Raw genomic sequence first — 21,850 nt, forward strand, 5'->3', positions numbered from 1 at the left:
TTAACCGGCAGGGACAACAGTGCCGTGGTTAACCATGGTCCATAGGCTTGCCTCATGCCCGTTGCCGGTATCAAGGCTGGTTCATCCGTCCGCCGACGGAGGGCCAAAGGCGTTGGTCTGCCGCGACGGATCGAAGACGAGCTACGCGAACAGAACGAGCGTTTTTCGGCAGCGATCGAGAACATGTCGCATGGCCTGTGCATGTTCGATGCCGATGAGCGGATGATCATCTGCAACAGGAACTACATCAGCATCTTTCGCCTCGACGCCGAAGTGGTGCGGCCCGGCATCCGGTTTTTCGACATCCTCCAGCACAGCGTGGATATCGGCATCGCCTCGCAAAGCGCCGAGCAACTCTATGCCATCCGCAAGCCCTATATCGACCAGGCAAAACCTTCCACCTATGAGGAAACGCTTGCAGACGGGCGCATCGTCAACATTTCGCACCGGCCGCTGGCGTCAGGTGGCTGGGTCTCGATCTACGAGGACATCACCGAGCAACGGCGCGCCGAGCAGGAGTTGAAAGAGCAGCACCGCCGTTTCGACGCAGCACTTGCCAACATGTCGCAAGGCCTTTTGATGTACGATGCGGACGGCAAGCTGATCGTGCGCAACGAACGTTTCCTGGAACTTTATCATGTCAGGCCCGCCGACTTCCCGCTTGGCATGAGCCACCGTGATGCGTTCAAGCGGCTGCTGGAACTGGGCATTTATACAAAGCTCGACCCCGACAGCGAAATCTCGCAAATCGAAGCCTGCCTGCGGGCGGGGAAAACACACGTAACGCATCGTCATCTCGCCGACGGCAGGACGCTGCTGGTTGCGCGCCGGCCGATGAGCGGCGGCGGCTGGGTCGCGACGTTCGACGATGTCACCGAGCGCAGGCGTGTGGAAGAGCGCATGACCCATCTTGCGCACCACGACACACTGACCAACCTGCCCAATCGCTCGATGCTTCGCGAACGGCTCGACCAAGCCCTGAGCGAGACGAGAGACGGATCGCTGGCGATATTCTCGCTCGACCTCGATCACTTCAAGGCAGTCAATGATACTTGGGGTCACCCCGCCGGCGACTGGCTGCTGAAATGCGTGGCCGAACGGCTGCAACGGTGCTTGCGCAATGAAACGGACGTTGTCTCCCGCTTCGGCGGCGACGAATTCGTCATAATCCTGTTCAATCTCAAAAGCCCGGGCGACGCGGAAAAGCTGGCCAAACGCATAGTCGAGATCATCGGAAAGCCGTTTCGCGACAAGAGACACGACATGCGTGTCGGCATCAGTCTCGGCATCGCGCTGTTTCCGAATGACGGCAAGGACGCCGAGACTTTGCTGAAAAATGCCGATATGGCGCTCTATCGGGCAAAGAGCGAAGGGCGCAACCTCTACCGCTTCTTCGAACCGGCCATGGACGCGAGGGTGCGGGCACGCCGGGCGCTCGAAATCGATCTCAGGGCAGCGCTGTCGCGCCGCGAATTCGAGCTGGATTTCCAGCCGATCATGAACATCGCCTCCGGCGAAATCGTCGGTGCCGAAGCCTTGATGCGCTGGCGATCGCCGGTGCGCGGCCTGGTGCGGCCGGACGACTTCATTCCGGCCGCCGAGGAGACCGGGCTGATCGTGCCGCTCGGAGAATGGGCGCTGCGAAAAGCCTGCACGGCCGCGGCAGGCTGGGCGGCTTGGCGCATCGCAGTCAATGTCTCCGCCGTGCAGATCAAAAGCGGTACCTTTGCCCGCAGCGTCATTTCGGCACTGGCGTTCTCGGGCGTGCCGGCCAACCGACTTGAACTGGAAATCACCGAAACGGTGCTGATGGACGAGAGCGATCTGGTGCTCAAGACACTCAGGCAGCTACGCGATCTGGGCGTCCGCATCGCGCTGGACGATTTCGGCACCGGCTATTCCTCGCTGGGCTACCTCAGGCGCTTTCCCGTCGACAAGATCAAGATCGATCGCTCGTTCACCCGTGACATCGACAGTCGCGATACCGCGGCGATCGTGCGCACCATCATCGGGCTTGGCGCACAGCTGGGCATCACCGTCACCGCCGAAGGTGTCGAGACCGAAGCGCAGCTTGAATTCCTGCAAAAAGAGGGTTGTGTCGAGGCCCAGGGCTATTTGATCGGCGTGCCGTCAAAGGCGTCGGACATCAATCGGCTGCTGAAGTCGAGCGCGACGATCCGGCAGTCCGGCTAAGTGCGACAGTCTCGCGGAAGCGCGGGCAACCGGCTTAGATCTGCTTGAGATGACGCTCGATTCGCGTGTTAATTCCTTGATAGAGAAGGCGGAATTCAGGTGTGGCGAACCAGGAGGTTCCTTGCCGGGTCAGAGGTGCCCGTTCAATGCCTCAACCATATCCTTGTTCGTCGCCACAGGAACAATCTCGAATTCGACCAGATCCGCCCATTCGATGACCCACCGCTGCAGGAGCGTGATGTCATCGGCCTCCACCAGCAGGAAGCAGCGGCTCATATCCGCTGCGATCCAGCTGTGGTGCACGAGAAGCGCGTCCGGCTTCAGGCGGCCCTGGTCGCGGAAACGGCGGTAGATCTCCTTGCGGTCGCAGCCGCGAAAATCCTCGATCACGAAGAACAGCATCTTTTCCCCCACAATCGTATATCATCGCCCCGGCCTGTCCAGCCGCTCCAGGAACCACTGCGTCAGCCGCACCCAGACCTCGTCCTTTTCGCCAGAGTCTTCCCAGCCGTGGTCGAGGTTGGGGTTGTCGTTGACCTCGATGACGAAGACGCCGTCCCTAGTTTCCTTGAGGTCGACGCCGTAGAGGCCGTCGCCGATGCAACGCGCCGCACTCACCGCCGTCTCGACGACATGGGCCGGCGCTTCCTTCAGGGTGAAGGTCTTGATGCCGCCCTGGTCGGGCTTGCCGTTGGCCTTGTGATTGACGATCTGCCAATGTTTCTTGGCCATCAGATAATGGACAGCAAACAAGGGCTGGCCGCCGAGGACGCCGACGCGCCAGTCATATTCCGTCGGAATGAATTTTTGCGCGATCAGGAGGTCGGAATCCTCCAGCCATTCGGTTGCGAGCGTCTTCAGCTCGTCGAAGGTGCCGCATTTCTTGACGCCGCGCGAAAATGAGGAGTCCGGGATCTTCAGCACCAGCGGGAAGCCCAGCGTCTGTGCCGCAACTTCCAGGTCCGCGGTGCCGGCAATCATCACCGTCGGCGGCACCGGTACCTTGTTGTAGGTCATCAGCTCGTTGAGATAGACCTTGTTGGTGCAGCGGATCATCGACAGCGGATCGTCGATGACCGGCATGCCTTCCTGCTGGGCGCGGCGGGCAAAGCGGTAGGTGTGGTTGGAGATCGAGGTGGTCTCGCGGATGAACAGCGCGTCGTAGTTGGCGAGCTTGGCCAGATCCCGCTTGGTGATCGGCTCGATTTCGACGCCCATCTTTTCAGCGATCTTGGCCCAGTGGCGCAGCGACGAAATCTCCGACGGTGGCAGTTCCTCGTGCGGATCGACCAGCGTGGCGAAAGTGTAGCGCGCCGGCGTGCGGCCCTTGGTGTCGCGCCACTCGCGGTTGGTGTAGGTCTCCAGGCACTGGAGAAAGTGCGTTTCCTCGTCCTCGGTCATCCTGGCCAGGGGATGGAAGCCGATCTTGCGGATCGAGGCCCATTCGGCGCTGTCCCTGATGTGGACCTCGAGCGCAGGGGCACGGAACCAGTCGAACAGAAGTTTTGCGAAGCGGTCCCAGATCCTGGATGGTCCGATGCCGAAGAAGATGCAGACCTTCTGGGGAAAAGCGCCACCCAGATCCTTGCGGCACTTGTTGAGTGCGAGTTCGAGTTCCGGCAACGCGTGCTCATAGAGCTTGCGCTCCGACAGGTCGATCATCGTTTCGACCGTCGGGATGACCTTATGGCCGCGCGAACCAGCCAGCAGCGACGCGTAATAGCCGCGGCTCTGGTAGCCGTAATTGTTCGACAGGTTGATGACCTTCGGCCGCTGACCGCGAAACAGTGCCGGATGGGCAAGGTAGTCGCGATTGGTGATGATCTTGTGCGGCGTCGCCACTTGGTCGAGATCGTTCTGCCGGCCGGTAAGGATGACCCAGGTCATTGGCTATCGCGCTTTCCGAGAGTGATGGCGGCGCGCAATCCGTCGCGGCCGAATTGCGCCATGTTCATGAAGATGCCGTAAGGCACGGGAATGTTGGCAGCATCGAGGATCGTCTCCTGCCGCTCGCCCTCGACCCAGGGGTCGTGGATCAGGATATGATCGCCGTCGTCACCGATGGCCAATACCCAGTGCGGAACCTTCTTGCCGAACATCAGGAAGCCGCTGATCAGGACCAGCACCAGTTTTCCCTCTGCGATCGCGGTGCGAATGTCGTCAAGCCCGAATGAACGGTAATTCACCGGGATGCTGTAAAGTTCCGCGCGGCGGCGAAAGTCGACCTGCGCCAGCTCCATGACGCGGCGCTTGTCCTCGCTGCGCACCGACTGCAGGAACAGCGCGCCGTAGAAGGAGACATAGATCTCAGCAGCAAGCCCGCTCTCATAGCCGGCGACGGCAAGCCCGAACGGTTCGCAGCCGCCCGGCCCCGACATCATGAAAACGGTCGTCGCCTCACGCCACAGCCTGATTTCCATCACCGGATCCGGCACGAATCCGGGGCCGAAGTAAGCCATCGCCATCATCAGGCAGCATGGTCCGCAAGTGAATTCGCAAGTTTGCTGATAAAACGGCACTTCGGTGGCGACCGGAATGTCGCCGCGCAAGGTCTTTTCATAGCGCAGCGCCGTGGCGCCATCCTCGTAATAGTCCGGTTCGCGGCCGATCTTGCGGTAGCCGCTCTGCTCGTAGATCTGGATCGCGCGCGGGTTGTCTTCGCGGACTTCCAAACGAAGCATCATGCGGCCGTGCTCGAAAGCGGCGGCCTCGGCCTCTTCCAGCAGCAGCCGGCCAAGGCCACGGCCGCCGAAAAATGGACCAACGGCGATCGAATAAAGCCTCGCGACGCCGCTGCCCTTGCGAAACAGCACGACTGCATAGCCGGCGACGCGGCCATCGCTTTCGCCAACCAGCAGTTCGGCGGTGTCGCGTTCGATCAGTTGGCGAAAGGAGCGGCGAGAAATGCGATCGCTCGAGAAAACGGCTTTTTCGATGGCGGCGAGGTCATCGACGTCGGACGCGCGGGCCTTGCGAATCTCGGCAGGCATGCGGGCTCAGAAAACCTCGATTGGGTTGTGGAAACGGCCCTAGTCTAAACATCGGTCACACCAGCCGAAGTGCCAGCATTCAGCAAGCGCTATCGCACCTCGATTAGGGCCGAATTGTGACAGTTTTGACGGCAGGCAGGTCGCGCAAAGGCTTTGAACGACCTCCGTGTTTAGGCAACGGCGCGGCTCCGGAAGAGCGAGAGCCTGCTCAGCTTTGCAAGCCCGCCAAAAGCTGGCCATAGGCGCTCTTGGCCACTGCGGCCAGTTGCTCGCGCGGCAGCGAGCCGACGACGGCGCAGCCATAACCCTTGTCCAGCCAATAGACGGCCTCAGGACCATCGTCCTCCCCATAGGTGCCCCTGGCCTTGGCTGCCGATTCGGCGGTGACGAAGAGCGATATGCGCTCGCCCTTGACGTCCTCGTAAAGCAGCATCGCGGCCTTGCCCTGACCGGCGGGCAGCAGCCGGCCACCGACCAGTTGGAATCCTTGCGCGGCCAGATCCGGCGCGACGAGCTTCAGACCCACCTGGTTCGACAACCAGCTCTGCAAATGATCCTTGTCGCTTGCCGGCACTTCCACCGCATGCCGCGTTTCGGCGGCATAGATGACGTGGGCGGCGATCGCCTCTTCGGCAAGCTGGTCCTCGGCGGTATTTTCCAGGCCGAGGCGGCCGATGCCAGCAAGGTAGCCGCCAGCACCGCCAATCGCCAGGATGGCGGCAGCGGCGGCCGCAAGCCACCAACGCGAGCGCGACGGCGATACTCTGACCACCGGCGCCTCGCCAAGCACCACCTTGCTCAACCGCACCGGCACGGGTTCGTCCAGCACGCCATTAAAGGCTGCGCGCAACGCTTCCCGGTCGGCGGCGTAGCGTGCGCTCTTGGCCTTCATCTCGGCATTGGCCTCGAGCCATGCCTCATAGGCCGTCCGCTCGTCGCCCGGCAACTCGCCATCGAGAGCCATGTGGATGTCGCGTTCGGAGAAATCGCGCCGGCTCATTTCTCAACGATCCTTATCGAGCGGCGGCGCGCGGTATCATCCAGCAGCGCTCGCAGTTCGTCACGCCCGCGCGCGATGCGCGACATCAAAGTGCCAGCGGGCACTCCAAGGATGTTGGCGGCTTCGGCATAGGAAAACCCTTCGATGGCGACCATCACAAGTGCCGCGCGCCGGTCAGGGCTGATCGCCTGCAGCGCGTCGACGATCTCGCGCGAGGCGATGCTCTCGACCTGCTCGGCGGGTGCTGCCTGCGCCTCGCTTGTCTCGAGCGGCAGCATCGCCGCCTCGCCGCGTCGGTTCACCTTGCGCATCTGGTCGATGAACAAATGGTGCATGATCGTAAACAGCCACCTCCTGGGGCTTTCTCCTGTCTGCCAATTGTCGAGCCGCACAAGCGCCCGCTCGAGACAATCCTGGACGAGATCGTCGGCGGAATCGCGGTCGCGCAACAGCGAGCGTGCATAGCGGCGCAGACGCGGTATTTCACCCAGGATTGCTGCCTTCTTTTCGTCCATGACCGCTGGTTCTGGAGCCCCTGTCCGTGGTGATTGAACGCGCCTTTGCAGCGCGGCGCAAGCGGCCAGCGCGAAGCGGTCGGCCGCCCCGGTCACCCAAGCAACTGAATAACGCTGCCGGTGGCAGGTTTATTCCCGGGTTGCATCCGAAAGTTGAAAGAAATGCGTGGTGACGAATAGCGGCGTGTCGACAAACGTCAGTCTTCCCACATCTCGTCTGTGAATTTCTTCATATCGAAGTCAGGATTAGGCAGGCCGATCCTCATCGCCTCGGCTTGCAGCCTGGCAATCCGGTCGCGAAGCGACACATTGGTGCGACTGCGTTCGAGTTCGTGCACAAGCGCGGTCCGCACCGCCTCCGTTTTGCTTGGAGCGTCCGTCTGGCGCTGCAACATAGTCGCTGAAGCATCCACTTCAGGGCCTCGTATATGTATATAGAGTGCCATTTGATCCTATGTCTCCCTTGCTGCGGGTCAGCGGCCGCAGTACTATTCAATCACACGCACCGCTCTATTTACTATATTTGAAGGCACCGTTAGACCGAGCTTTCTCGCGGTCTGCAAGTTCACCACCAATTCGTGCTGGGACAAAGTCTGAATTGGTATGTCGCGGGGGCTCTTGCCATCAAGAATCTTCTTCGCGCACAGGGCCATGTGATATGTTGCGCTTCGCAAGCTGGTGCCGTAGCAGAACAGACCTCCCGCATCGATCTGCTCCCGCGCGAAGATGGTTGGCAAGCGACGCGCAAGGGCAAGCTCCGCGATTCTTGCGCGGAGTGCTGCAATAATCGGCTCCTCGAGGACGATGAGCGCTTCGACCAGTTCGCGATCCATCGCTGCAAAAGCGCCGTCAAGATCGGGCTGAGGCCCTATAATGCGGAGAACCTGCGGGTTCAGCCCAAATTTTTTGTATTGCCCCAGCATTGGAGGCTGACAGGCAATCGGACACCCCCTTATCGCTCAAGATCGCGATGCGGGAGAGCGCTGGTAAGACGGCTCGCAACAACTCGACATGCGTCCGCGCCTGGTTTGGATCGAAGCTGGTTACTCCTGTCATGTTGCCGCCGGGCTTCTCCAGGCTTGCGGCGAGGCCATCACTGACCGGATCGACGACGACAGAATAAACGACGGGGAGCTCCGTTGTCGCCTTTTGGACCGCACGCGCGGTTACCGCCCCGATCACGGCGATAAGGTCGACGTTCAGCCTAACCAGTTCCGTCGCCAGGGTGGGAAGCCTGCCCAAATCACCATTGGCCGATCGCTGCTCAAACCGAATGTTCCGGCCTTCGGCAAATCCCAGTTCTCTCAGCCCCTCCTTGAAGCCTTCGATTGGTCCCCCAGGGCCTGCCGTGATGATGCCGATCGTAGCTATGTCGTTTATGAGCAACGCGCTGTCCTCCAGGCTGGACCTTCTTGCAGTGGACGACCTAATTTACCTCTCTCGCCGCCCTTGTCAGCAGCCGCTGATAGAACAGGCCGATGCCGATGAGCACCGCCCCGAGGCCGATGAAGGACAGCGCCCGCAACACGCCTTCCAGTTCCGACATGTCGAAGATGAAGACTTTGAGCACGGCGATCGAGATCAGCGCCGCCGACGCTATGCGCAGCACCTGGGACTTCAGCCAGACACCGGCGGCGAGCAGCACCACGCCGATGACCAGCCACAGCGCCGAATAAGTATAGGTCTCAAGCTGGCCGAGACCGCTCCACAGTCCGATGAACTCACCCTTGAACAGGCGCCTGACCGACAGCGTGGCATAGGCAAAAGCGAGCACCGCCGCCACCACCGCCAACATCGCCGCATACCATTGCGGCCGCTTGTCACGGGAATAGAGTGCCAGTGCGCCTGCCGCGACCGCCGGCAAGAGATAGGCGAGGAACAGAAGGTTGAACACCGGAATGCTGCCCGTCGATTCATCCGTCAGCAACGGGTTCAGCGCCAGAAAATGCTGGAGGACGATGAAGGCGACCGAGACCGCGCCCGCTGCAATCGAGCCGTAACGCAGCACCTGACTTGGCGAGCGCATGTCGATAGCGACCAGGATGGCACCGGCACCGATGGCGATCAGCGTATAGATCGCCTGTTCGGCAAGCGTCGCAGCAGCCGTATCGATGACGCCGCCATGCATGGCATGGCGCACCAGCATGGCGACGGTGAGCAGGCAAAACAGCGCGGCGCCGGCCTCCATCGCGAGGCGCGGTCGGCCATTGGTGGTTCGGGCAAGCTGCCAGGCGGCAAAACCGAAAGCGAGCGCCGGCACGCCATATCCAAGCAGCAGCCAGTTGAACACCGGCGTCTTCGACAGGAACTCGGCACCGACGATGGTCGGGTCGAAGGCAGCGCGACCAAGCACTGCAATCACCGCACCAACGGAAATCCAGCCAAGCACCGGATAGCTACGCCAGCGCGTCGCCAGCGCCGGCACGGCGGCGGCTGCTCCGAGCAGGATGGTTGTCCAGCCGGAACCAAAGGCCATGTGCAGCATCAGCAGGCCGGCAATCGCCGCGCCGCCGAGCGCGAAGGAGACAGCAGCGCCGCCGGTCAGCGGCGGCGCTTCGCCGCGCGCTATCCATTCGCCGCCGGCGACGAAGACGCCGACCAAAACGGCCGCGACCGCCGCATAAGCAAGGTCACGGTCGAGATTGCCGAAGGTAGACCAGAGCGCCAGCAGGATGACCAGTGGCGCGACAGCGCTCCAGGCCGCCCCTGTGGCGGCGCGCAGCCAGCCATGGGCCGCAAAACGGCGCGCTGCCCAAAAGCCGAGGCCGATGAAGACCAGGCCGAGAACGATGCCGACCCTGAGCATCAAGGCATCGGACGCCACAACCGGCATGCCGTCGACGCCAAGAGCGCCGCCCGAAAAATCGGAAGCGATCGTGGTCGGCGGAATGATGCCGAGATAGACCAGTACCGTCGCCAGCCCGGCGGCGTGCAGCAGTGCCAGCGCCCGCGGCCGATATCGCGCCACCGCCACCAGGGCTGCGACAAGGGCGGCACCCGGCAATGCACCGCGGATGGCGGCGAAGGCCGGATCGACGAACAGGGCCAGCGCCGAAAGCCCGACGAAGAAGCCCGGCGCGATCGACGGCCAATCGAAGCCGCTGCCGGCGACCGCTTCGTCGCGGCGGCCAAGCCAGACGAAGGCGAGCACGGCCAGTGTCACCCCGTCGATAAAAAGGATGACGGAAAGGTTCGTCCCCGGCGCTTCGGTCATGTAGAAGATGGTCCAGATGCCGGTGGCGACGAAGGCAGCGGCCATCAAAAGGCTCCAGTCGCGGATACGGGCGATGACGCCGGTGGCGACGAGCACGATCGCCAGATAGCCGAACAGCGCCCACGGATTGGGCGCCTGCGAGGCGACCAGCAGCGGCGTCACCATGGCACCGAGCAGGCCGACGCCGGCCAGCGCCTGACCGTGGACCAGGCTTGCCGCGATCGTCGCCACCCCGATGGCGCCGAGCAGCGTGAAAGCGAGCGTCGGGCCGATGAAGCCGTAAATGCTGTACGCGGCGTAGACGGTACCGAACAGGATGAAAGCGCCGGCGGCCGTCAGGATTGCCGGGATATAGGCACCGGCGGCACCTTGCACCGGCACCCTGAAGCCGGTGCGCCGGATGAACTCGCCGCCGGCGACCAGCACCAGCCCGAGTGCCGCCGCCATGGCGAGCCGCACGCGCGGCCCGAAAATGCCGGCCTCGATGGTGTAGCGGATCAGGAACAGGCCGCCCAGCGCCAGCGCGATGCCGCCGACCCAGACCGCCCAGCGAGTACCGAGAGCCGTTTCGACGTCGGACTGGCGAGCTGGCTTCGCCGCGGCCGCCGGTTGCGCCGACTCCGGCGCGGATGGCGCCGCGGTATCGGCATCGGCCTCTGTGGCTGATGCGACCGCTGCGGTCCCTGGCGATGCCAGGTCGGCTGCGGCCGCAAACGGTATTGCGGCATCCGCCGGTTTGCTGTCGCTTGCTGCCGGTTCCTTGGCTTGCGGCGGCAGCGCAGGCGTGCCCGAAAGCACAAGGCTGCGCAAGGCGCCAAGCTCGCGCTCGATCAGGCCGATACGGCTCTGCTGGCGTGAAATGATGACGAACATCGCGATGATGGCGACGAGGCCAATCAGGCTTTCAAACATGGCGGTTCCCCCAAACCAGGCCAGTTGTCACTGACATTCAATGTTCAGTGACATTCAAATGCGGCGGCCAAACGGCCGGTCCATTCAACGTGCCACCAGATCGGCCGCCGGAAAGATCGAGCATGCTTCAGTGCCGAAAGCCAGCAGCTTGCCGTTGACATCCTTCAGCGCCGCTTCCGAAACCGCCAGCATGCCGCCCTTGTGCCAAGGCCGAGCGGCGAAACGTTGCCGGGATAAGGTTCAACGTCGCTCATCTGGTGGTCTCCCCGGCGGTTTCTGCGGCGCTCGCCTTGCCGGATTCATGGCCGGGTGATTGATGCTTGCGCAAGGCGGCGAGAAACCCGGCGCGGGCGCCGGGAGGCTCGATGCCGCGCGGTTCGTAGACATGACGGGTCAAAAAGAAGCCGGTCAGCCGGAAGGCATCCTCGATCGCCGCCGGATCGGCGCGCAGGCCCGAACCGCGCTGCAGGAAGGCAGGCAGCGCCAGCATCTTGTCGCGCCAGGGCGCGCCCGCCGCCCGCGACACGGCGCGGCCGGATTTCGGCGAGACATAGGCAAGGTCCTGCCTGGTGCCGGTCGCCGCACACTGGCTGAGATCGAGGCCGAAACCGAGTTCGTCGAGGACCAGCAGCTCGAAGCGGGCCACCAGCTCGCCTGCGGCATCGGCATCGGCGAGATGAGCGATCATCACTGCAAGCGTCTCGTAAAGGCCGCCATGGGCGTCACGCTCGGGCAGAAGACGCAAATGCGCGGCCATCGTCTGCAGGCCGTAGACGGCAACGGCGCTGTCCATCAGCCGGGCGGCGTTCATCTCGATCGCCTCGACCTGGAAGGTACCGAGATGCTCGTCGAGCCGCGCCCGCCACAACAGGTCGACGCGATTGCCGGGCTGCAAGACCGGCTGCTGTTTGCGCGAACGGCCGCCGCGCACGAGGCCGAGATGGCGGCCATGCACGCGCGTCATCACCTCGAGAATGGCGCTGGTTTCGCCATGCTTGCGGGTGCCCAGAATGATTCCTTCGTCGCGCCATTCCATGACGAGAGCTTGTCACCGGTTGGATGGCGAAATCAAGATTAGGTCGTCAGATGCCCGAATCGTCCTGCCAGAAAATAGAACGGCCCGCAGCATTTGCACCGCGGGCCGCCTGTCAAATCTTCAGCTGATCAGAACGAGCGCTGGAAGCGGAGAATGCCGCCGACGCTGCTCTTCTTGTTGGCCTTGGTCCAGTTGTTGAAGTCTGCGTCTTCGAACTTTCCAGCATTGAGGTAATCGACTTCAGCCGTGACCGTAAAGCCGGGCACAACGGTATAAGCAACGTTAGCGGCGATGCCGAGGTTCTTCCAGTCGTCGTAAGAGACCTGGGCGTTGAACGAAGTCTTTTCGTTGAACTTGTAGGTGCCGCCGCCCCAGACTGCCCAATTGCCGCCCCACTGCTTGTAGAAGCCACGACCGCTCGCATCAATGGCGTTGCCTGCATTGTCGTTGAGGTTGTCGTCCGTGCCGTAACCACCCATGATGAACAGCGACAGTTCGTCGGTGGCCTTTACGTCCAAACGAACTTTGCCGGCCACTTCCTCGTAATTGCTGTCATAAGCGACGACGCCGGTGATCGCACCCCAGTCGCCCTTGTACTTCAAGCCGCCGACGACATGCGGAATATAGCTGTCGATGGTGCCGACGCTGCCGGCGCCTTCTTCGAGCGAGACCAACCCCGAGAAGCCGTTGCCCGCGTCGAAGTAATACTGAACGACGTTGCTCTCCTGGCCGCCATACGGAATCAGCGTATCCTGGATGACGGCGCCGGCATAACCGATGAACGTATCGAAAGCCGTATCGTCCTTGCCGACACGCAGGCCGCCGAGCTGAATCCAGGCGTAACGCAGCGAAAGAGACTTGTTGCGGCCCTGCCAGTCGTTGGCATTGGAGGCTTTTTGATTAAGGTAGTCGCCGCTGCTGTTGCCGAAGTTGAAGCGGGTCTCGGTGTAGGTCTTAAGCGTACCGAGCTCAGTCTCCTGACCGGTCCAGGTCTTCAGCGTAAAGCGGGCGTTCTTGTAGTAGGTCGAATGAGTGTCGTCGCCTTGATGGTCAGGGACATGGTTGACGCCATCGAGCGAGCCGGCATCGCCGACGCCGATATCATAGCGGACATAGCCGCCGATGCGCAGGCAGGTCTCGGTGCCCGGGATATAGAAGTAGCCGGCGCCGTAGACGTCGCAAATCTTGACGTATTCTGCCGGTTCCGGCTCGGCGACCACAACAGCGTCGGCGGCGCGCGCGCCGGAGACCGCGACGAATGCCGCGGCTGAGCCGAGAAGAAGGCTCTTGATATTCATTTTCTGACCTCTCCAGTCAAAGTTAAAATGGCTTGGATTCATGGGTTGAACGGCTGAACGCCTCACCCACGTCGAAAAAGGCGCGCACCGCACCCCTCTTCAGGCGGCGAACATACTCATCCGAATTCCAGTCTCAATGACGATTCCAAAAATAATCGATATTTGCATAACAGAATAAATCAATGTTGCACAAATATCACTTCATATTTTCTTCACATTTTCCCTCGGCACAAACGAGACATTGTCACAATTGTACGAAAAATATACTTATGCTGTTAGCCGGCAAACCGATCGGAATCCGACATACATTCCTTTTACGTGTTCTTTTTCGGAGTAGACTTCTAACGTTTGGCAGCGAGATCAAGCCAACTTCGCCATCGCTGCGTTCTGTGCGGCAAGAACGACTTCCGCCACCAGATCCTGCTTGAGCATTTCAATGGGAGTACGTCCGGCGAGGCCAGGCGCGGGGCCGATCAGCCACGCCCAGGCACGCCGCGGATCGGGCATCGCGGACGACACCTCCTTGATACCCGGCGCGGGCCTGCCGTCGACGAACTGCGCCAAAGGAAATACATGTTTGCGGCCACCGGTGCGCAACGCAACGACCGTGCCGCTCCGCTGCCAGCGATGCAGGGTCGAACGCGATATGCCGAGATTTTGCTGCAGGAACGTCGACCCGGCGACCCGACCGGCCCAGTCCTCGACCCGCATCGCGTCGAGGTCGCCGCTTCCAGCCGGCTGGACGTCCGTCCTTTGGCCTCTATGCGCGCTCGACAGACGCGTTCGGGCACTGCGCTCCGCAGCTTCGGCCGCCAATATCCGCACGAAACGCGACGCCATGCCGGGTAATCTTTCCTGCATGGTGTCGATCGCACTGATGTCGGCCGGCGCAAGCAAAGCGACGGCGGCGGCAACGGCGCCGGCGACCCTGCCCGCTGCAACGACCGCATCGCTGTTCGTCACCTTGCCTTGCCGCGCCAGCACGCGCTCGATCTCAACAGCGACGGCGTTTGCAAACTCGATCTGACGGATGGGGTCGATGCTATTCCAAGTCCCGGTCATGTCCTGATCTGGCTGTTTGCCTGCCGGTTCCGGTTTGCTCGGAAGCGGGGGTCTTCGCACAGCCTATAGGCAGGGTGTATGACGGAGAGACGACGAACGGGAACGCTGGACGACCGCAGTGTCGGCAGGCGTTCCAACCGGTCTGACCGGCCGGTTCTGCATGAAATATCGGAAATTTCTCAGAACCCGCTCAGGATTTCGCGTAGCGCCGGTGCCAATAAGAAACGGGTCGACCGAGGTGGTCGGCGCATAGCCTCCCGGAATGATTCGGCCGGCTGTTCAAGATGCAAATCGACCGATTGGGCAGCCCGGCGACCTCCCATTGTCATCTGCCCGTGAGAGGCCCGACATGACTTCTTTCCTGCGCCTGGTGCGGCAGCATCAGTTGGCTGCCTTCTTTTCGTTGGCGCTTGCCCTGACCTGGTTTGCCTTCATCCCATTCTACCTATCGAATGGCGATTGCATTCCCTGGTTTACCTTCGGCCCGATGGTGTCCGGATTCGTCATCGCCGCCCTTTCCGGAGGCTGGGCTTCGGTCAAGGCCATTCTCGCTTCCATGGTGAAGTGGCGGGTATCTCCGCTCTGGTATCTGGTGGCATTCAGCCTGCCATTGGGCACGCAGCTTGCCTCGATCCTGGTCAATCCGCTGTTCGGCTCGGCGACGCCGGCCTGGGGCAACATTCCAGCCGTCACTGAGATACTGCCGATCATCGCGCTCTATGCGGTCTTCAGCGGCCCGCTTGGCGAAGAGCCGGGATGGCGCGGCTTTGCGACACCGCGTCTGTTGGCCAAGCATTCGGCGCTGGCCGGAAGCCTGATCCTCGGCGCGATCTGGGCGATCTGGCATTTTCCGCTCGGCCTGGTCGGCGATCTCAGCCTCTATGGCACGATCAACGTCGTGCTGGCGGCAGTGGTGTTCACCTGGCTCTATCAGAACACCGGCAGTGTGCTTCTCGCCATTCTGATGCATGTCACCCATCAGAACAGCGTGCGCTTCCTGGGCAAGGCGTTCATCGACGCCGACCATGTGCAGCAGCAATGGATCGATGTTGCGATCTGGGCGATGGCTGCGATCGCGATCGTTGCCGTCTACGGCACCGAGAGCTTCGTCCGCAGGCCGGCAACGCAGCCCGCCCTTGCTGGCGCCGTCTAATTTGCGGCGTCCAAATCCAAAGCGCCGCTTTCGGCGGCGACAGACCTTGACCTAGCCCTCCAGCCGTAGGCCAATACAGGCACGGCTTCAGGGAGCGGCCGTTTCGATGGCGGGTTCGGCCACTGACCAGGTTTTTCAGTTTGGCGGTTTCACGCTCGATCTGGGCAAAGGTACGCTTGGCCGGGCCGAACAGCCGGCCTTCCTGCGGCCGAAAGCCTACGCATTGCTGACGCATCTCGCCCGCCATATCGGCCGTGTGGTGCCGAAGTCGGAATTGATGGATGCGGTCTGGCCGGGTGTTTTCGTCACCGAGGATTCGCTGACGCAGTCGATTCGCGAGATCCGCAAGGTGCTCGGCGAGGAAACGATACGGACCGTATCGAAGCGCGGCTACATGCTGATCCCTGAGCCGGTGCCCGAACCCGGCGCCCAGCCGATCGTGGCGGTGCTCAGATTCCGCAATGACGGCGCCGATCCGGCCGACGAAGCGATCGTCGATGGTATTGCCGAAGACATTATCAATGGCCTCGCCCGCTTCGGCACGTTGACGGTGCTGGCGCGCAACTCGAGCTTCTCGTTTGCCTCCTATTCGCCTGGCGAATGGCCTGTGGTGCGTTCGTGCATCGGCGCCGACTATGTCGTCGAGGGCTCGGTGCGGCGGCAGGCAGACAGCATCGTCTGTGCGGTCAATCTCATTGACGCAGCCAGCGCTTCCCAGCTCTGGGGCGATCGCTACCAGGCCGATTACGCCGGGCTGTCCGCGATCCAGCAGGAGATCGTCGAAAAGATCGTCGGCCGGCTGGTGGTTCGGGTGAACAATGCCGGCCTGCAACGTGCCTCGCGGCAGCCGGTAGCCAGCCTCGCCGCCCATGAACTGGTGCTGCGCGGCGTCGCCTTGCTGCGCGATCCGGCGCAAAGCGAACTGAAAGAAGCGGCGGCGTTTTTCGAGGCTGCGATCGTCAGGGACCCGGCCCATGGCCTTGCCTACACCTATCTGGCGCTGTCGCATGTGCTTAACAGCGAATTCGGACCGAGCAGCGACGCGGTGCTGACGAAGGCCCGCGACCTGGCCGACCGGGGCATCGCATTGTCGCCGGACCAGGCAACGGCACACCGCATCCAGTCGCTGGTGCGGCTCAATATGCGCGACCACGAGGCGGCCGAGCATCATTTACGCATCGCGCTCGAGCTCAATCCGGGTGACGCAGACTGAATCGAGCAGATGGGGCATCTGTTGACGATGCGTGGCCGGCCGCTCGACGCGCTCGCCTGGCTGGCGCGCGCCATCCGCATCAACCCGCTGCATCCTCATTGGTATCAGTACGATCGCGCGCTCGCGCTATACATGCTGGGCGAATACCGCACGGCTGCCGAGGCGCTGGAGCTGGCGACGCGACCGACGCCGTGGATCCGCACCCGGCTTGCCGCCTGTTACGCTCAGTTCGGCGACATGCAAGCGGCAAGGCGCCAGGCTGCGCTGATCAACGCCGACGGCTCCGATTTCTCACCGCTCGACTATACAAGAACGGGCATCCCGTTCGAAAACGCGTCCGACGCCGAGCATCTTGCCAACGGCGTGTCGTTGGCACTTGGGGACCGCTCAGAATCTTGAGACGACCAAGAGACAGCTCGACCGATCGGCCAAATCTTTGGATAGCTCAGTGCGGAAATTCGAGCCCCATCTCGCGGTAGCGCTCGGGATCGTCGCCCCAGTTCTCGCGCACCTTGACGAACAGGAAGAGATGCACCTTCTGCTCGAGGATGCCTGCGATTTCCATGCGCGCGGCCTGGCCGATGGCGCGGATCGTCTCGCCCTTATGGCCGAGCACGATCTTCTTCTGGCTGTCGCGCTCGACATAGATTGTCTGGTCGATGCGCACCGACCCGTCCTTCTTCTCTTCCCATTTCTCTGTCTCGATGTGGGAGGAATAAGGCAGTTCCTGATGCAGCCTGAGATAGAGCTTTTCGCGGGTGATCTCGGCTGCGAGCTGGCGCATCGGAAGGTCGGAGATCTGGTCTTCAGGGTAGTACCAGGGTCCGGCCGGCAGGGTCTCGGCGAGATAGTCGAGCAGGTCCTTGCAGCCGGACCCCGTCAGCGCCGAAACCATGAAGGTGCGCTTGAACGGCACCCTTTCGTTGGCTGCCGCCGACAATGCAAGCAACGTCTCGTGCTTGACCCGATCGACCTTGTTGAGGATCAACACCATCGGCTGCCGGACATCCTTCAGCCGCTCGAGGATGGCATCTGCATCGCCCCGGATGCCGCGCTCGGCATCGATCAAGAGCAGCACGATATCGGCGTCCTTGGCACCGCCCCAGGCTGTGGTCACCATCGCGGTGTCCAGCCGGCGCTTCGGCTTGAATATGCCCGGCGTGTCGACGAAAACGATTTGCGCGTTGTTGTGGGTGGCAATGCCGCGCACGATGGCGCGCGTGGTCTGCACCTTGTGTGTCACGATCGACACCTTGGCGCCGACCAATTGGTTGACCAGCGTCGATTTCCCCGCATTGGGCGCGCCAATCAGCGCGACGAAGCCGGAGCGGGTAGCGGGCGCTTCTGTTGCGGGAGCTTCGGTGGCGGTCATGCGGCACTCCCTTGATCGAGCCAGACGCCTTCCCGCTGCAGAAGTGCCGCGGCTGCAGCCTGCTCCGCTTCGCGCTTGGAGCGCCCGCTACCGGTCGCCGGCGGATAGGCGCCGACCTTCACACTGACGGTGAACAGCGGATCGTGGTCCGGTCCCTCGCGGCTGTCGATTATGTAAACCGGCACTGCGCTTGCCGCCTGATGCGCCCATTCCTGGAGTTCGGTTTTCGCATCGCGACGGGCGGCGTCAATGGCTTGCGAGCGCGGCTGCCAGTATCTGTGGATAAAGGCACGGGCCGCTTCCAACCCGCCGTCGAGATAGAGCACGGCGATCAGCGATTCCAGTGCATCGGCGCGCAGATTGACGCGCTTGCGCCCATCGAGGCCGCGTACGTCCGAACCGGCGCGAATGAGTTCCGGCAGGCCGATCTCATCGGCGATTTCCGCCAGGGCCTCGGCGTTGACCAGGGCGTTCAGTCTGAGCGACAGCTCACCCTCGGCAGCGTCGGGAAATGCCGCCAGCAGCATATCGGCAACGACAAGGCCGAGAACGCGGTCGCCCAGGAATTCGAAACGTTCGTAGTCGACGCCGGCATGACTGCCGCGAGCGCTGGCATGGGTCAGCGCCCGCTGCAGGCGCTGGTGGTCGCCAAAACTGTGGCCGGTGCGCTCCTTGAGCGCCTCGGCGAGCGCATCGGCGGTCAGCCGTTTCGTCGCCGCCATGGTCCTAATTGACGAAATGGAACAGGCGCGAGGCGCGCATCTGCGACGGCCATTTCCAGATTTCGAGCGGGCTGGCGCTGCCGCCGATCGAGAAGAAAATGAGGTTGGCGCGGCCGACCAAATTCTCGTCCGGCACGAAGCCGACGGTGAAGCGGCTGTCCGACGAGTTGTCGCGATTGTCGCCCATCATGAAATAGTGACCGGGCGGCACCTTGAACTCTTTGGTATTGTCGCCGATCGAAGCCTGCGTCAGGTCGAGCGTGTCGTAGCTGACGCCGTTCGGCAGCGTCTCGCGATAGACATCGACCGGCCCGTTCTCCTCGGTGATGTCGCGGTTGTCGATCTGCCCGACTTTGACGCGCGGCACGCCCACGTCGTTGATGAAGAGCTGGCCATCCTTGACCTGGATCTTGTCGCCCGGCAGGCCGACGACGCGCTTGATATAATCGACAGAAGGATCCGGCGGAAACTTGAACACCACCACGTCGCCGCGCTTCGGCTCGGAGCCCCAGATGCGGCCCGAAAAGATGTTCGGCCCGAACGGCAGCGAATAGCGGGAGAAGCCGTAGGACCACTTGGTGACGAAGAGATAGTCGCCTTCGAGCAAAGTCGGCCGCATCGACCCGGACGGGATCGAGAACGGCTGGAACAGGAGCGTGCGGATGACCAACGCAAGCAGCAGGGCCTGGACGATGACGCTGACGGTTTCGCCAAGTCCACCGGATTTCTTCTGGGTTTTTTCAGCCACGCTCATGTCGTCCTCGATTGTGCGTTGGATGGTATAGAGTCTCGGCGCGCGCTGGGCAACGTCATGCCGGTGGTCAGATGCAATCAATGTGGCGCTTCTTCGACCGGCAACGCTTCAATGATCACAAAGGCTTGAGCGAGCGGAAAATCATCGGTTATGGTGAGGTGGATCACGGCTCGGTGCCTTTCAGGCAGGATTTCGTCCAGCCGCGCTGCCGCCCCGTTGGTGAGCGCCATGGTCGGCTTGCCGCTGGCCAGGTTGACGACCCCCATGTCACGCCAGAACACACCCTGTGCAAGACCGGTGCCCAACGCCTTGGCGCAGGCCTCCTTGGCGGCGAAACGCTTGGCGTAGGAGGCCGCACGCGCCGCGCGGTTTTCAGAGCGCGCCTGTTCGATCTCGGTGTAGATGCGTTGGATGAAGCGCTGACCGTGACGTTCCAACGACTTCTCGATGCGTCTGATGTCGATGAGATCGCTGCCGATACCGATAATCATTCGGCGGGAACTTCCGGCCCGGTTTTTCCAGCCTTTGCCGCTCTTTCGGCCAGACGCTTGCGGCGCTGCTCCTGGAAAGTGACCATGCCCCAGCGGGTGATGCCGTAAAACAGCAGCCCGAAAACCAGGCCGAGCGGTATTGCGCCAACCGTCATCGGCTTCAGCACCGGTCCCCACAATTGCGCAAAGGAAAGATTGTGCAGCATGTCGCCGAGATGGGCAGGCGGTCCGTGTGCCGGCAGGTGTTCATGCAGGATCAGCTTGCCGACCTCCCAGGAGGCGGCCCATAGCAGCGGAAAGGTAAGGGGGTTGCCGAAGACCGTGCCGAGTGCTGCGGCAACCAGATTGCCGGCGATCAGCCAGCACAGGATGGCGGCAATGATGAAGTGGAAGCCAAGCGGGAAAAACGACGCGAATACGCCCGCCGCAACACCGGCGGCCACGGCATGCGGCGTGGCTCTAAGCCGCAGGATGCGCTTGGAAAAATACCGCAGCGAGCGCGAGAACGAGCGGCGCGGCCACAAATAAGTACGCACCCGCTCTAAGAAACCATCAGGCTTGCGCCGTCGAAAAAGCACTCTGTTCCTGTTCCTAGTTCCGTCAATAGCTTCACGCCGGCTTCTCCAGCCGGGCGCGACAGCCCCATGCTGCGCTCTGCGGTCGCCGAAAAGCAACTACGACTTTGATATAGCGATGCGCTGGCCGAAGAACAACGAGGCCGAGGGCATCCGCTCGGTGGCCGGTCGCGCCAGCCTTGGGTATCGCCGTTCTGAACAGGGCATGATCGCGGCGAATTTAAGGAGCGCCACTTAGGGTCGATATTCGCTGACCTCGACGAGGTTGCCGTCCGGGTCACGAAAATAGACCGACATCATCGCGCCACGAGCGCCGGCACGCTCGACCGGGCCGACCTCTATCACCACGCCATTGGCGGCGAGGTTGGCACATATCTCGGCGAGCGGACGGGCGGCAATCAAGCAGAAATCTCCGGAGCCCGGGGTCGGCGCCTTGGCCTTCGGCTCGAAGGTGTGCCCGACCTCATGCACATTGATCTTTTGCGTTCCAAACAGCAGCGCCGTCGGCCGGTCCGGCTCGTCGAGGCGCTTGAAGCCAAGCACGCGCTGATAGAAGGCGCAGGTGTCTTCAACGGAGCGAACCGTCAGCACGAAATGGTCGATACCAGCAATCACGGCAGCGCCTCTTGACTTGTTTTATGCATTTCTTTGTCCCAAAACCGCTGCACATGCTCGGTTCAAGCCCGAGGATAAGCTTTGGGCGACATGCATTAGATATTGCGGCTGCCCGGCTTGATCGCCGGTAGGGCGGCAAGCTCGGGCGGCAGCCTGTCGGCCGGATAGGCCGGAACCTCGTATTCGGCGAGCGCGATCAGCGGCACGCCGACATCGGTCTTGCCGGCCGAGCGGTCAATGATGCACGCAGCGGCAACGACATCGGCGCCAAGTGCGCGCAGACAGTCGATGGTCTCGCGGATCGACAGGCCGGTGGTGACGATGTCCTCGACAATGACGACGCGCGATCCCTTGGCGATCTCGAAGCGGCGCAGCCTGAATTCGCCCCCTTCCCGCTCGACCCAGATCGCCGGCACACCAAGATGGCGCGAGGTCTCATAGGCCGGGATCAGCCCGCCGATCGCCGGGCCGACGACGTAGTCGATCCTGCCGGGCACGCCAGTGCGGATCTTTTCGGCGAGCGCCTTGCACAAGCGCTCGGTCTTGTCGGCATGCATGAACACGCGCGCCTTCTGCAGGAAGACCGGGCTGCGCAGGCCGGACGTCAGGATGAAATGCCCTTCAAGAACGGCGCCGGCCTCGCGGAAAATGCCCAGCACTTCGTCGGTGTTCATCTTTCACTCCATGCCCATGGTGAATGTGAATGGTGAATTGTAGTGAGTAGTGAGTGCACTC

The 21,850-nt window shown here is 62.2% G+C and carries 23 protein-coding genes; 4 read left to right on the forward strand and 19 right to left on the reverse strand.

Going from position 1 to position 21,850, the window contains the following annotated elements; all coding sequences use genetic code 11:
• The first annotated feature begins 54 nt into the window (after positions 1–54).
• A complete protein-coding gene (locus NKH80_RS00820; protein WP_352738137.1) occupies positions 55–2,193 on the forward strand; it encodes a putative bifunctional diguanylate cyclase/phosphodiesterase in 2,139 nt (712 codons plus the stop codon).
• Between the two features lie 129 nt (positions 2,194–2,322).
• Here NKH80_RS00820 and NKH80_RS00825 read toward each other — a convergent pair whose 3' ends face one another.
• The 12 genes from NKH80_RS00825 to NKH80_RS00880 form a co-directional block, all read right to left on the reverse strand.
• Positions 2,323–2,595, reverse strand: a complete 273-nt coding sequence (locus NKH80_RS00825; protein WP_352508513.1) for a DUF3303 domain-containing protein — start codon at positions 2,593–2,595, stop codon at positions 2,323–2,325.
• 21 nt (positions 2,596–2,616) lie between these two features.
• Positions 2,617–4,080: a RimK family ATP-grasp domain-containing protein gene (locus NKH80_RS00830; RefSeq protein WP_352738139.1), complete on the reverse strand. Its 1,464-nt coding sequence runs from the start codon at positions 4,078–4,080 to the stop codon at positions 2,617–2,619.
• Positions 4,077–5,183 carry a peptidase C39 family protein gene (locus tag NKH80_RS00835; protein WP_352738141.1) on the reverse strand — a complete coding sequence of 369 codons (1,107 nt, stop codon included), beginning with the start codon at positions 5,181–5,183 and terminating at the stop codon, positions 4,077–4,079. The genes NKH80_RS00830 and NKH80_RS00835 overlap by 4 nt, the downstream gene beginning before the upstream one ends.
• A 208-nt stretch (positions 5,184–5,391) precedes the next feature.
• On the reverse strand, positions 5,392–6,183 hold the full coding sequence (locus tag NKH80_RS00840; RefSeq protein WP_352738143.1) for an anti-sigma factor family protein: 792 nt from the start codon (positions 6,181–6,183) through the stop codon (positions 5,392–5,394).
• On the reverse strand, positions 6,180–6,698 hold the full coding sequence (locus NKH80_RS00845; protein WP_254820200.1) for a sigma-70 family RNA polymerase sigma factor: 519 nt from the start codon (positions 6,696–6,698) through the stop codon (positions 6,180–6,182). Before NKH80_RS00845 ends, NKH80_RS00840 begins: the two co-directional genes overlap by 4 nt.
• 197 nt (positions 6,699–6,895) lie before the next feature.
• Positions 6,896–7,144, reverse strand: coding sequence for a type II toxin-antitoxin system VapB family antitoxin (locus tag NKH80_RS00850; RefSeq protein WP_352738146.1), 249 nt, complete (start codon positions 7,142–7,144; stop codon positions 6,896–6,898).
• Between the two features lie 42 nt (positions 7,145–7,186).
• A complete protein-coding gene (locus NKH80_RS00855; RefSeq protein ID WP_352738148.1) occupies positions 7,187–7,531 on the reverse strand; it encodes an ABC transporter substrate binding protein in 345 nt (114 codons plus the stop codon).
• 16 nt (positions 7,532–7,547) lie between these two features.
• Complete coding sequence (locus NKH80_RS00860; protein ID WP_352738149.1) at positions 7,548–8,084, reverse strand: ABC transporter substrate binding protein; 537 nt, start codon at positions 8,082–8,084, stop codon at positions 7,548–7,550.
• 40 nt (positions 8,085–8,124) lie between these two features.
• Positions 8,125–10,824 carry a DUF2339 domain-containing protein gene (locus NKH80_RS00865; protein WP_352738151.1) on the reverse strand — a complete coding sequence of 900 codons (2,700 nt, stop codon included), beginning with the start codon at positions 10,822–10,824 and terminating at the stop codon, positions 8,125–8,127.
• A 250-nt stretch (positions 10,825–11,074) separates the two neighbouring features.
• Positions 11,075–11,860 (reverse strand): DNA repair protein RecO, encoded by a 786-nt coding sequence (recO, locus tag NKH80_RS00870; RefSeq protein WP_352738152.1) that lies wholly within the window; start codon positions 11,858–11,860, stop codon positions 11,075–11,077.
• Positions 11,861–11,988: 128 nt separating this feature from the next.
• Positions 11,989–13,158 (reverse strand): porin, encoded by a 1,170-nt coding sequence (locus NKH80_RS00875; protein WP_352738154.1) that lies wholly within the window; start codon positions 13,156–13,158, stop codon positions 11,989–11,991.
• Between the two features lie 360 nt (positions 13,159–13,518).
• Positions 13,519–14,220: an antitoxin Xre/MbcA/ParS-like domain-containing protein gene (locus tag NKH80_RS00880; protein ID WP_352738155.1), complete on the reverse strand. Its 702-nt coding sequence runs from the start codon at positions 14,218–14,220 to the stop codon at positions 13,519–13,521.
• Positions 14,221–14,569: 349 nt separating this feature from the next.
• On the opposite strand from NKH80_RS00880, the gene NKH80_RS00885 reads away from it, so the two are divergent.
• The 3 genes from NKH80_RS00885 to NKH80_RS00895 all read left to right on the forward strand — a co-directional run bounded on the left by NKH80_RS00885 (position 14,570) and on the right by NKH80_RS00895 (position 16,985).
• A complete protein-coding gene (locus NKH80_RS00885) occupies positions 14,570–15,373 on the forward strand; it encodes a CPBP family intramembrane glutamic endopeptidase (RefSeq protein WP_352738157.1) in 804 nt (267 codons plus the stop codon).
• A gap of 106 nt (positions 15,374–15,479) precedes the next feature.
• Positions 15,480–16,586: a winged helix-turn-helix domain-containing protein gene (locus NKH80_RS00890; protein WP_352989073.1), complete on the forward strand. Its 1,107-nt coding sequence runs from the start codon at positions 15,480–15,482 to the stop codon at positions 16,584–16,586.
• Positions 16,587–16,595: 9 nt separating this feature from the next.
• Positions 16,596–16,985 carry a hypothetical protein gene (locus NKH80_RS00895; protein ID WP_352989075.1) on the forward strand — a complete coding sequence of 130 codons (390 nt, stop codon included), beginning with the start codon at positions 16,596–16,598 and terminating at the stop codon, positions 16,983–16,985.
• Positions 16,986–17,031: 46 nt separating this feature from the next.
• Here NKH80_RS00895 and era read toward each other — a convergent pair whose 3' ends face one another.
• The 7 genes from era to pyrE form a co-directional block, all read right to left on the reverse strand.
• Complete coding sequence (gene era / locus NKH80_RS00900) at positions 17,032–17,958, reverse strand: GTPase Era (protein ID WP_023677765.1); 927 nt, start codon at positions 17,956–17,958, stop codon at positions 17,032–17,034.
• A complete protein-coding gene (rnc, locus tag NKH80_RS00905) occupies positions 17,955–18,680 on the reverse strand; it encodes a ribonuclease III (RefSeq protein WP_254820195.1) in 726 nt (241 codons plus the stop codon). The genes era and rnc overlap by 4 nt, the downstream gene beginning before the upstream one ends.
• 4 nt (positions 18,681–18,684) lie before the next feature.
• Complete coding sequence (gene lepB, locus NKH80_RS00910) at positions 18,685–19,434, reverse strand: signal peptidase I (RefSeq protein WP_352508500.1); 750 nt, start codon at positions 19,432–19,434, stop codon at positions 18,685–18,687.
• Positions 19,435–19,511: 77 nt separating this feature from the next.
• Positions 19,512–19,925, reverse strand: coding sequence for a holo-ACP synthase (gene acpS, locus NKH80_RS00915; protein WP_254820193.1), 414 nt, complete (start codon positions 19,923–19,925; stop codon positions 19,512–19,514).
• A complete protein-coding gene (locus NKH80_RS00920) occupies positions 19,922–20,503 on the reverse strand; it encodes a DUF2062 domain-containing protein (RefSeq protein ID WP_254820192.1) in 582 nt (193 codons plus the stop codon). The genes acpS and NKH80_RS00920 overlap by 4 nt, the downstream gene beginning before the upstream one ends.
• A gap of 231 nt (positions 20,504–20,734) precedes the next feature.
• A complete protein-coding gene (locus NKH80_RS00925) occupies positions 20,735–21,115 on the reverse strand; it encodes a VOC family protein (protein WP_352480324.1) in 381 nt (126 codons plus the stop codon).
• Between the two features lie 95 nt (positions 21,116–21,210).
• A complete protein-coding gene (gene pyrE / locus NKH80_RS00930; RefSeq protein ID WP_352508499.1) occupies positions 21,211–21,789 on the reverse strand; it encodes an orotate phosphoribosyltransferase in 579 nt (192 codons plus the stop codon).
• Positions 21,790–21,850: the final 61 nt, after the last annotated feature.

It is taken from the genome of Mesorhizobium sp. M0904 (genome assembly GCF_040319475.1).
Lineage (GTDB): Bacteria > Pseudomonadota > Alphaproteobacteria > Rhizobiales > Rhizobiaceae > Mesorhizobium.

Coding starts and splice junctions, on each gene's coding strand:
- NKH80_RS00820 (WP_352738137.1), top strand. CDS start 55: ATGCCCGTTGCCGGTATCAAGGCTGGTTCATCCGTCCGCCGACGGAGG.
- NKH80_RS00825 (WP_352508513.1), bottom strand. CDS start 2,595: ATGCTGTTCTTCGTGATCGAGGATTTTCGCGGCTGCGACCGCAAGGAG.
- NKH80_RS00830 (WP_352738139.1), bottom strand. CDS start 4,080: ATGACCTGGGTCATCCTTACCGGCCGGCAGAACGATCTCGACCAAGTG.
- NKH80_RS00835 (WP_352738141.1), bottom strand. CDS start 5,183: ATGCCTGCCGAGATTCGCAAGGCCCGCGCGTCCGACGTCGATGACCTC.
- NKH80_RS00840 (WP_352738143.1), bottom strand. CDS start 6,183: ATGAGCCGGCGCGATTTCTCCGAACGCGACATCCACATGGCTCTCGAT.
- NKH80_RS00845 (WP_254820200.1), bottom strand. CDS start 6,698: ATGGACGAAAAGAAGGCAGCAATCCTGGGTGAAATACCGCGTCTGCGC.
- NKH80_RS00850 (WP_352738146.1), bottom strand. CDS start 7,144: ATGGCACTCTATATACATATACGAGGCCCTGAAGTGGATGCTTCAGCG.
- NKH80_RS00855 (WP_352738148.1), bottom strand. CDS start 7,531: ATGGATCGCGAACTGGTCGAAGCGCTCATCGTCCTCGAGGAGCCGATT.
- NKH80_RS00865 (WP_352738151.1), bottom strand. CDS start 10,824: ATGTTTGAAAGCCTGATTGGCCTCGTCGCCATCATCGCGATGTTCGTC.
- recO (WP_352738152.1), bottom strand. CDS start 11,860: ATGGAATGGCGCGACGAAGGAATCATTCTGGGCACCCGCAAGCATGGC.
- NKH80_RS00875 (WP_352738154.1), bottom strand. CDS start 13,158: ATGAATATCAAGAGCCTTCTTCTCGGCTCAGCCGCGGCATTCGTCGCG.
- NKH80_RS00880 (WP_352738155.1), bottom strand. CDS start 14,220: ATGACCGGGACTTGGAATAGCATCGACCCCATCCGTCAGATCGAGTTT.
- NKH80_RS00885 (WP_352738157.1), top strand. CDS start 14,570: ATGACTTCTTTCCTGCGCCTGGTGCGGCAGCATCAGTTGGCTGCCTTC.
- NKH80_RS00890 (WP_352989073.1), top strand. CDS start 15,480: ATGGCGGGTTCGGCCACTGACCAGGTTTTTCAGTTTGGCGGTTTCACG.
- NKH80_RS00895 (WP_352989075.1), top strand. CDS start 16,596: ATGGGGCATCTGTTGACGATGCGTGGCCGGCCGCTCGACGCGCTCGCC.
- era (WP_023677765.1), bottom strand. CDS start 17,958: ATGACCGCCACCGAAGCTCCCGCAACAGAAGCGCCCGCTACCCGCTCC.
- rnc (WP_254820195.1), bottom strand. CDS start 18,680: ATGGCGGCGACGAAACGGCTGACCGCCGATGCGCTCGCCGAGGCGCTC.
- lepB (WP_352508500.1), bottom strand. CDS start 19,434: ATGAGCGTGGCTGAAAAAACCCAGAAGAAATCCGGTGGACTTGGCGAA.
- acpS (WP_254820193.1), bottom strand. CDS start 19,925: ATGATTATCGGTATCGGCAGCGATCTCATCGACATCAGACGCATCGAG.
- pyrE (WP_352508499.1), bottom strand. CDS start 21,789: ATGAACACCGACGAAGTGCTGGGCATTTTCCGCGAGGCCGGCGCCGTT.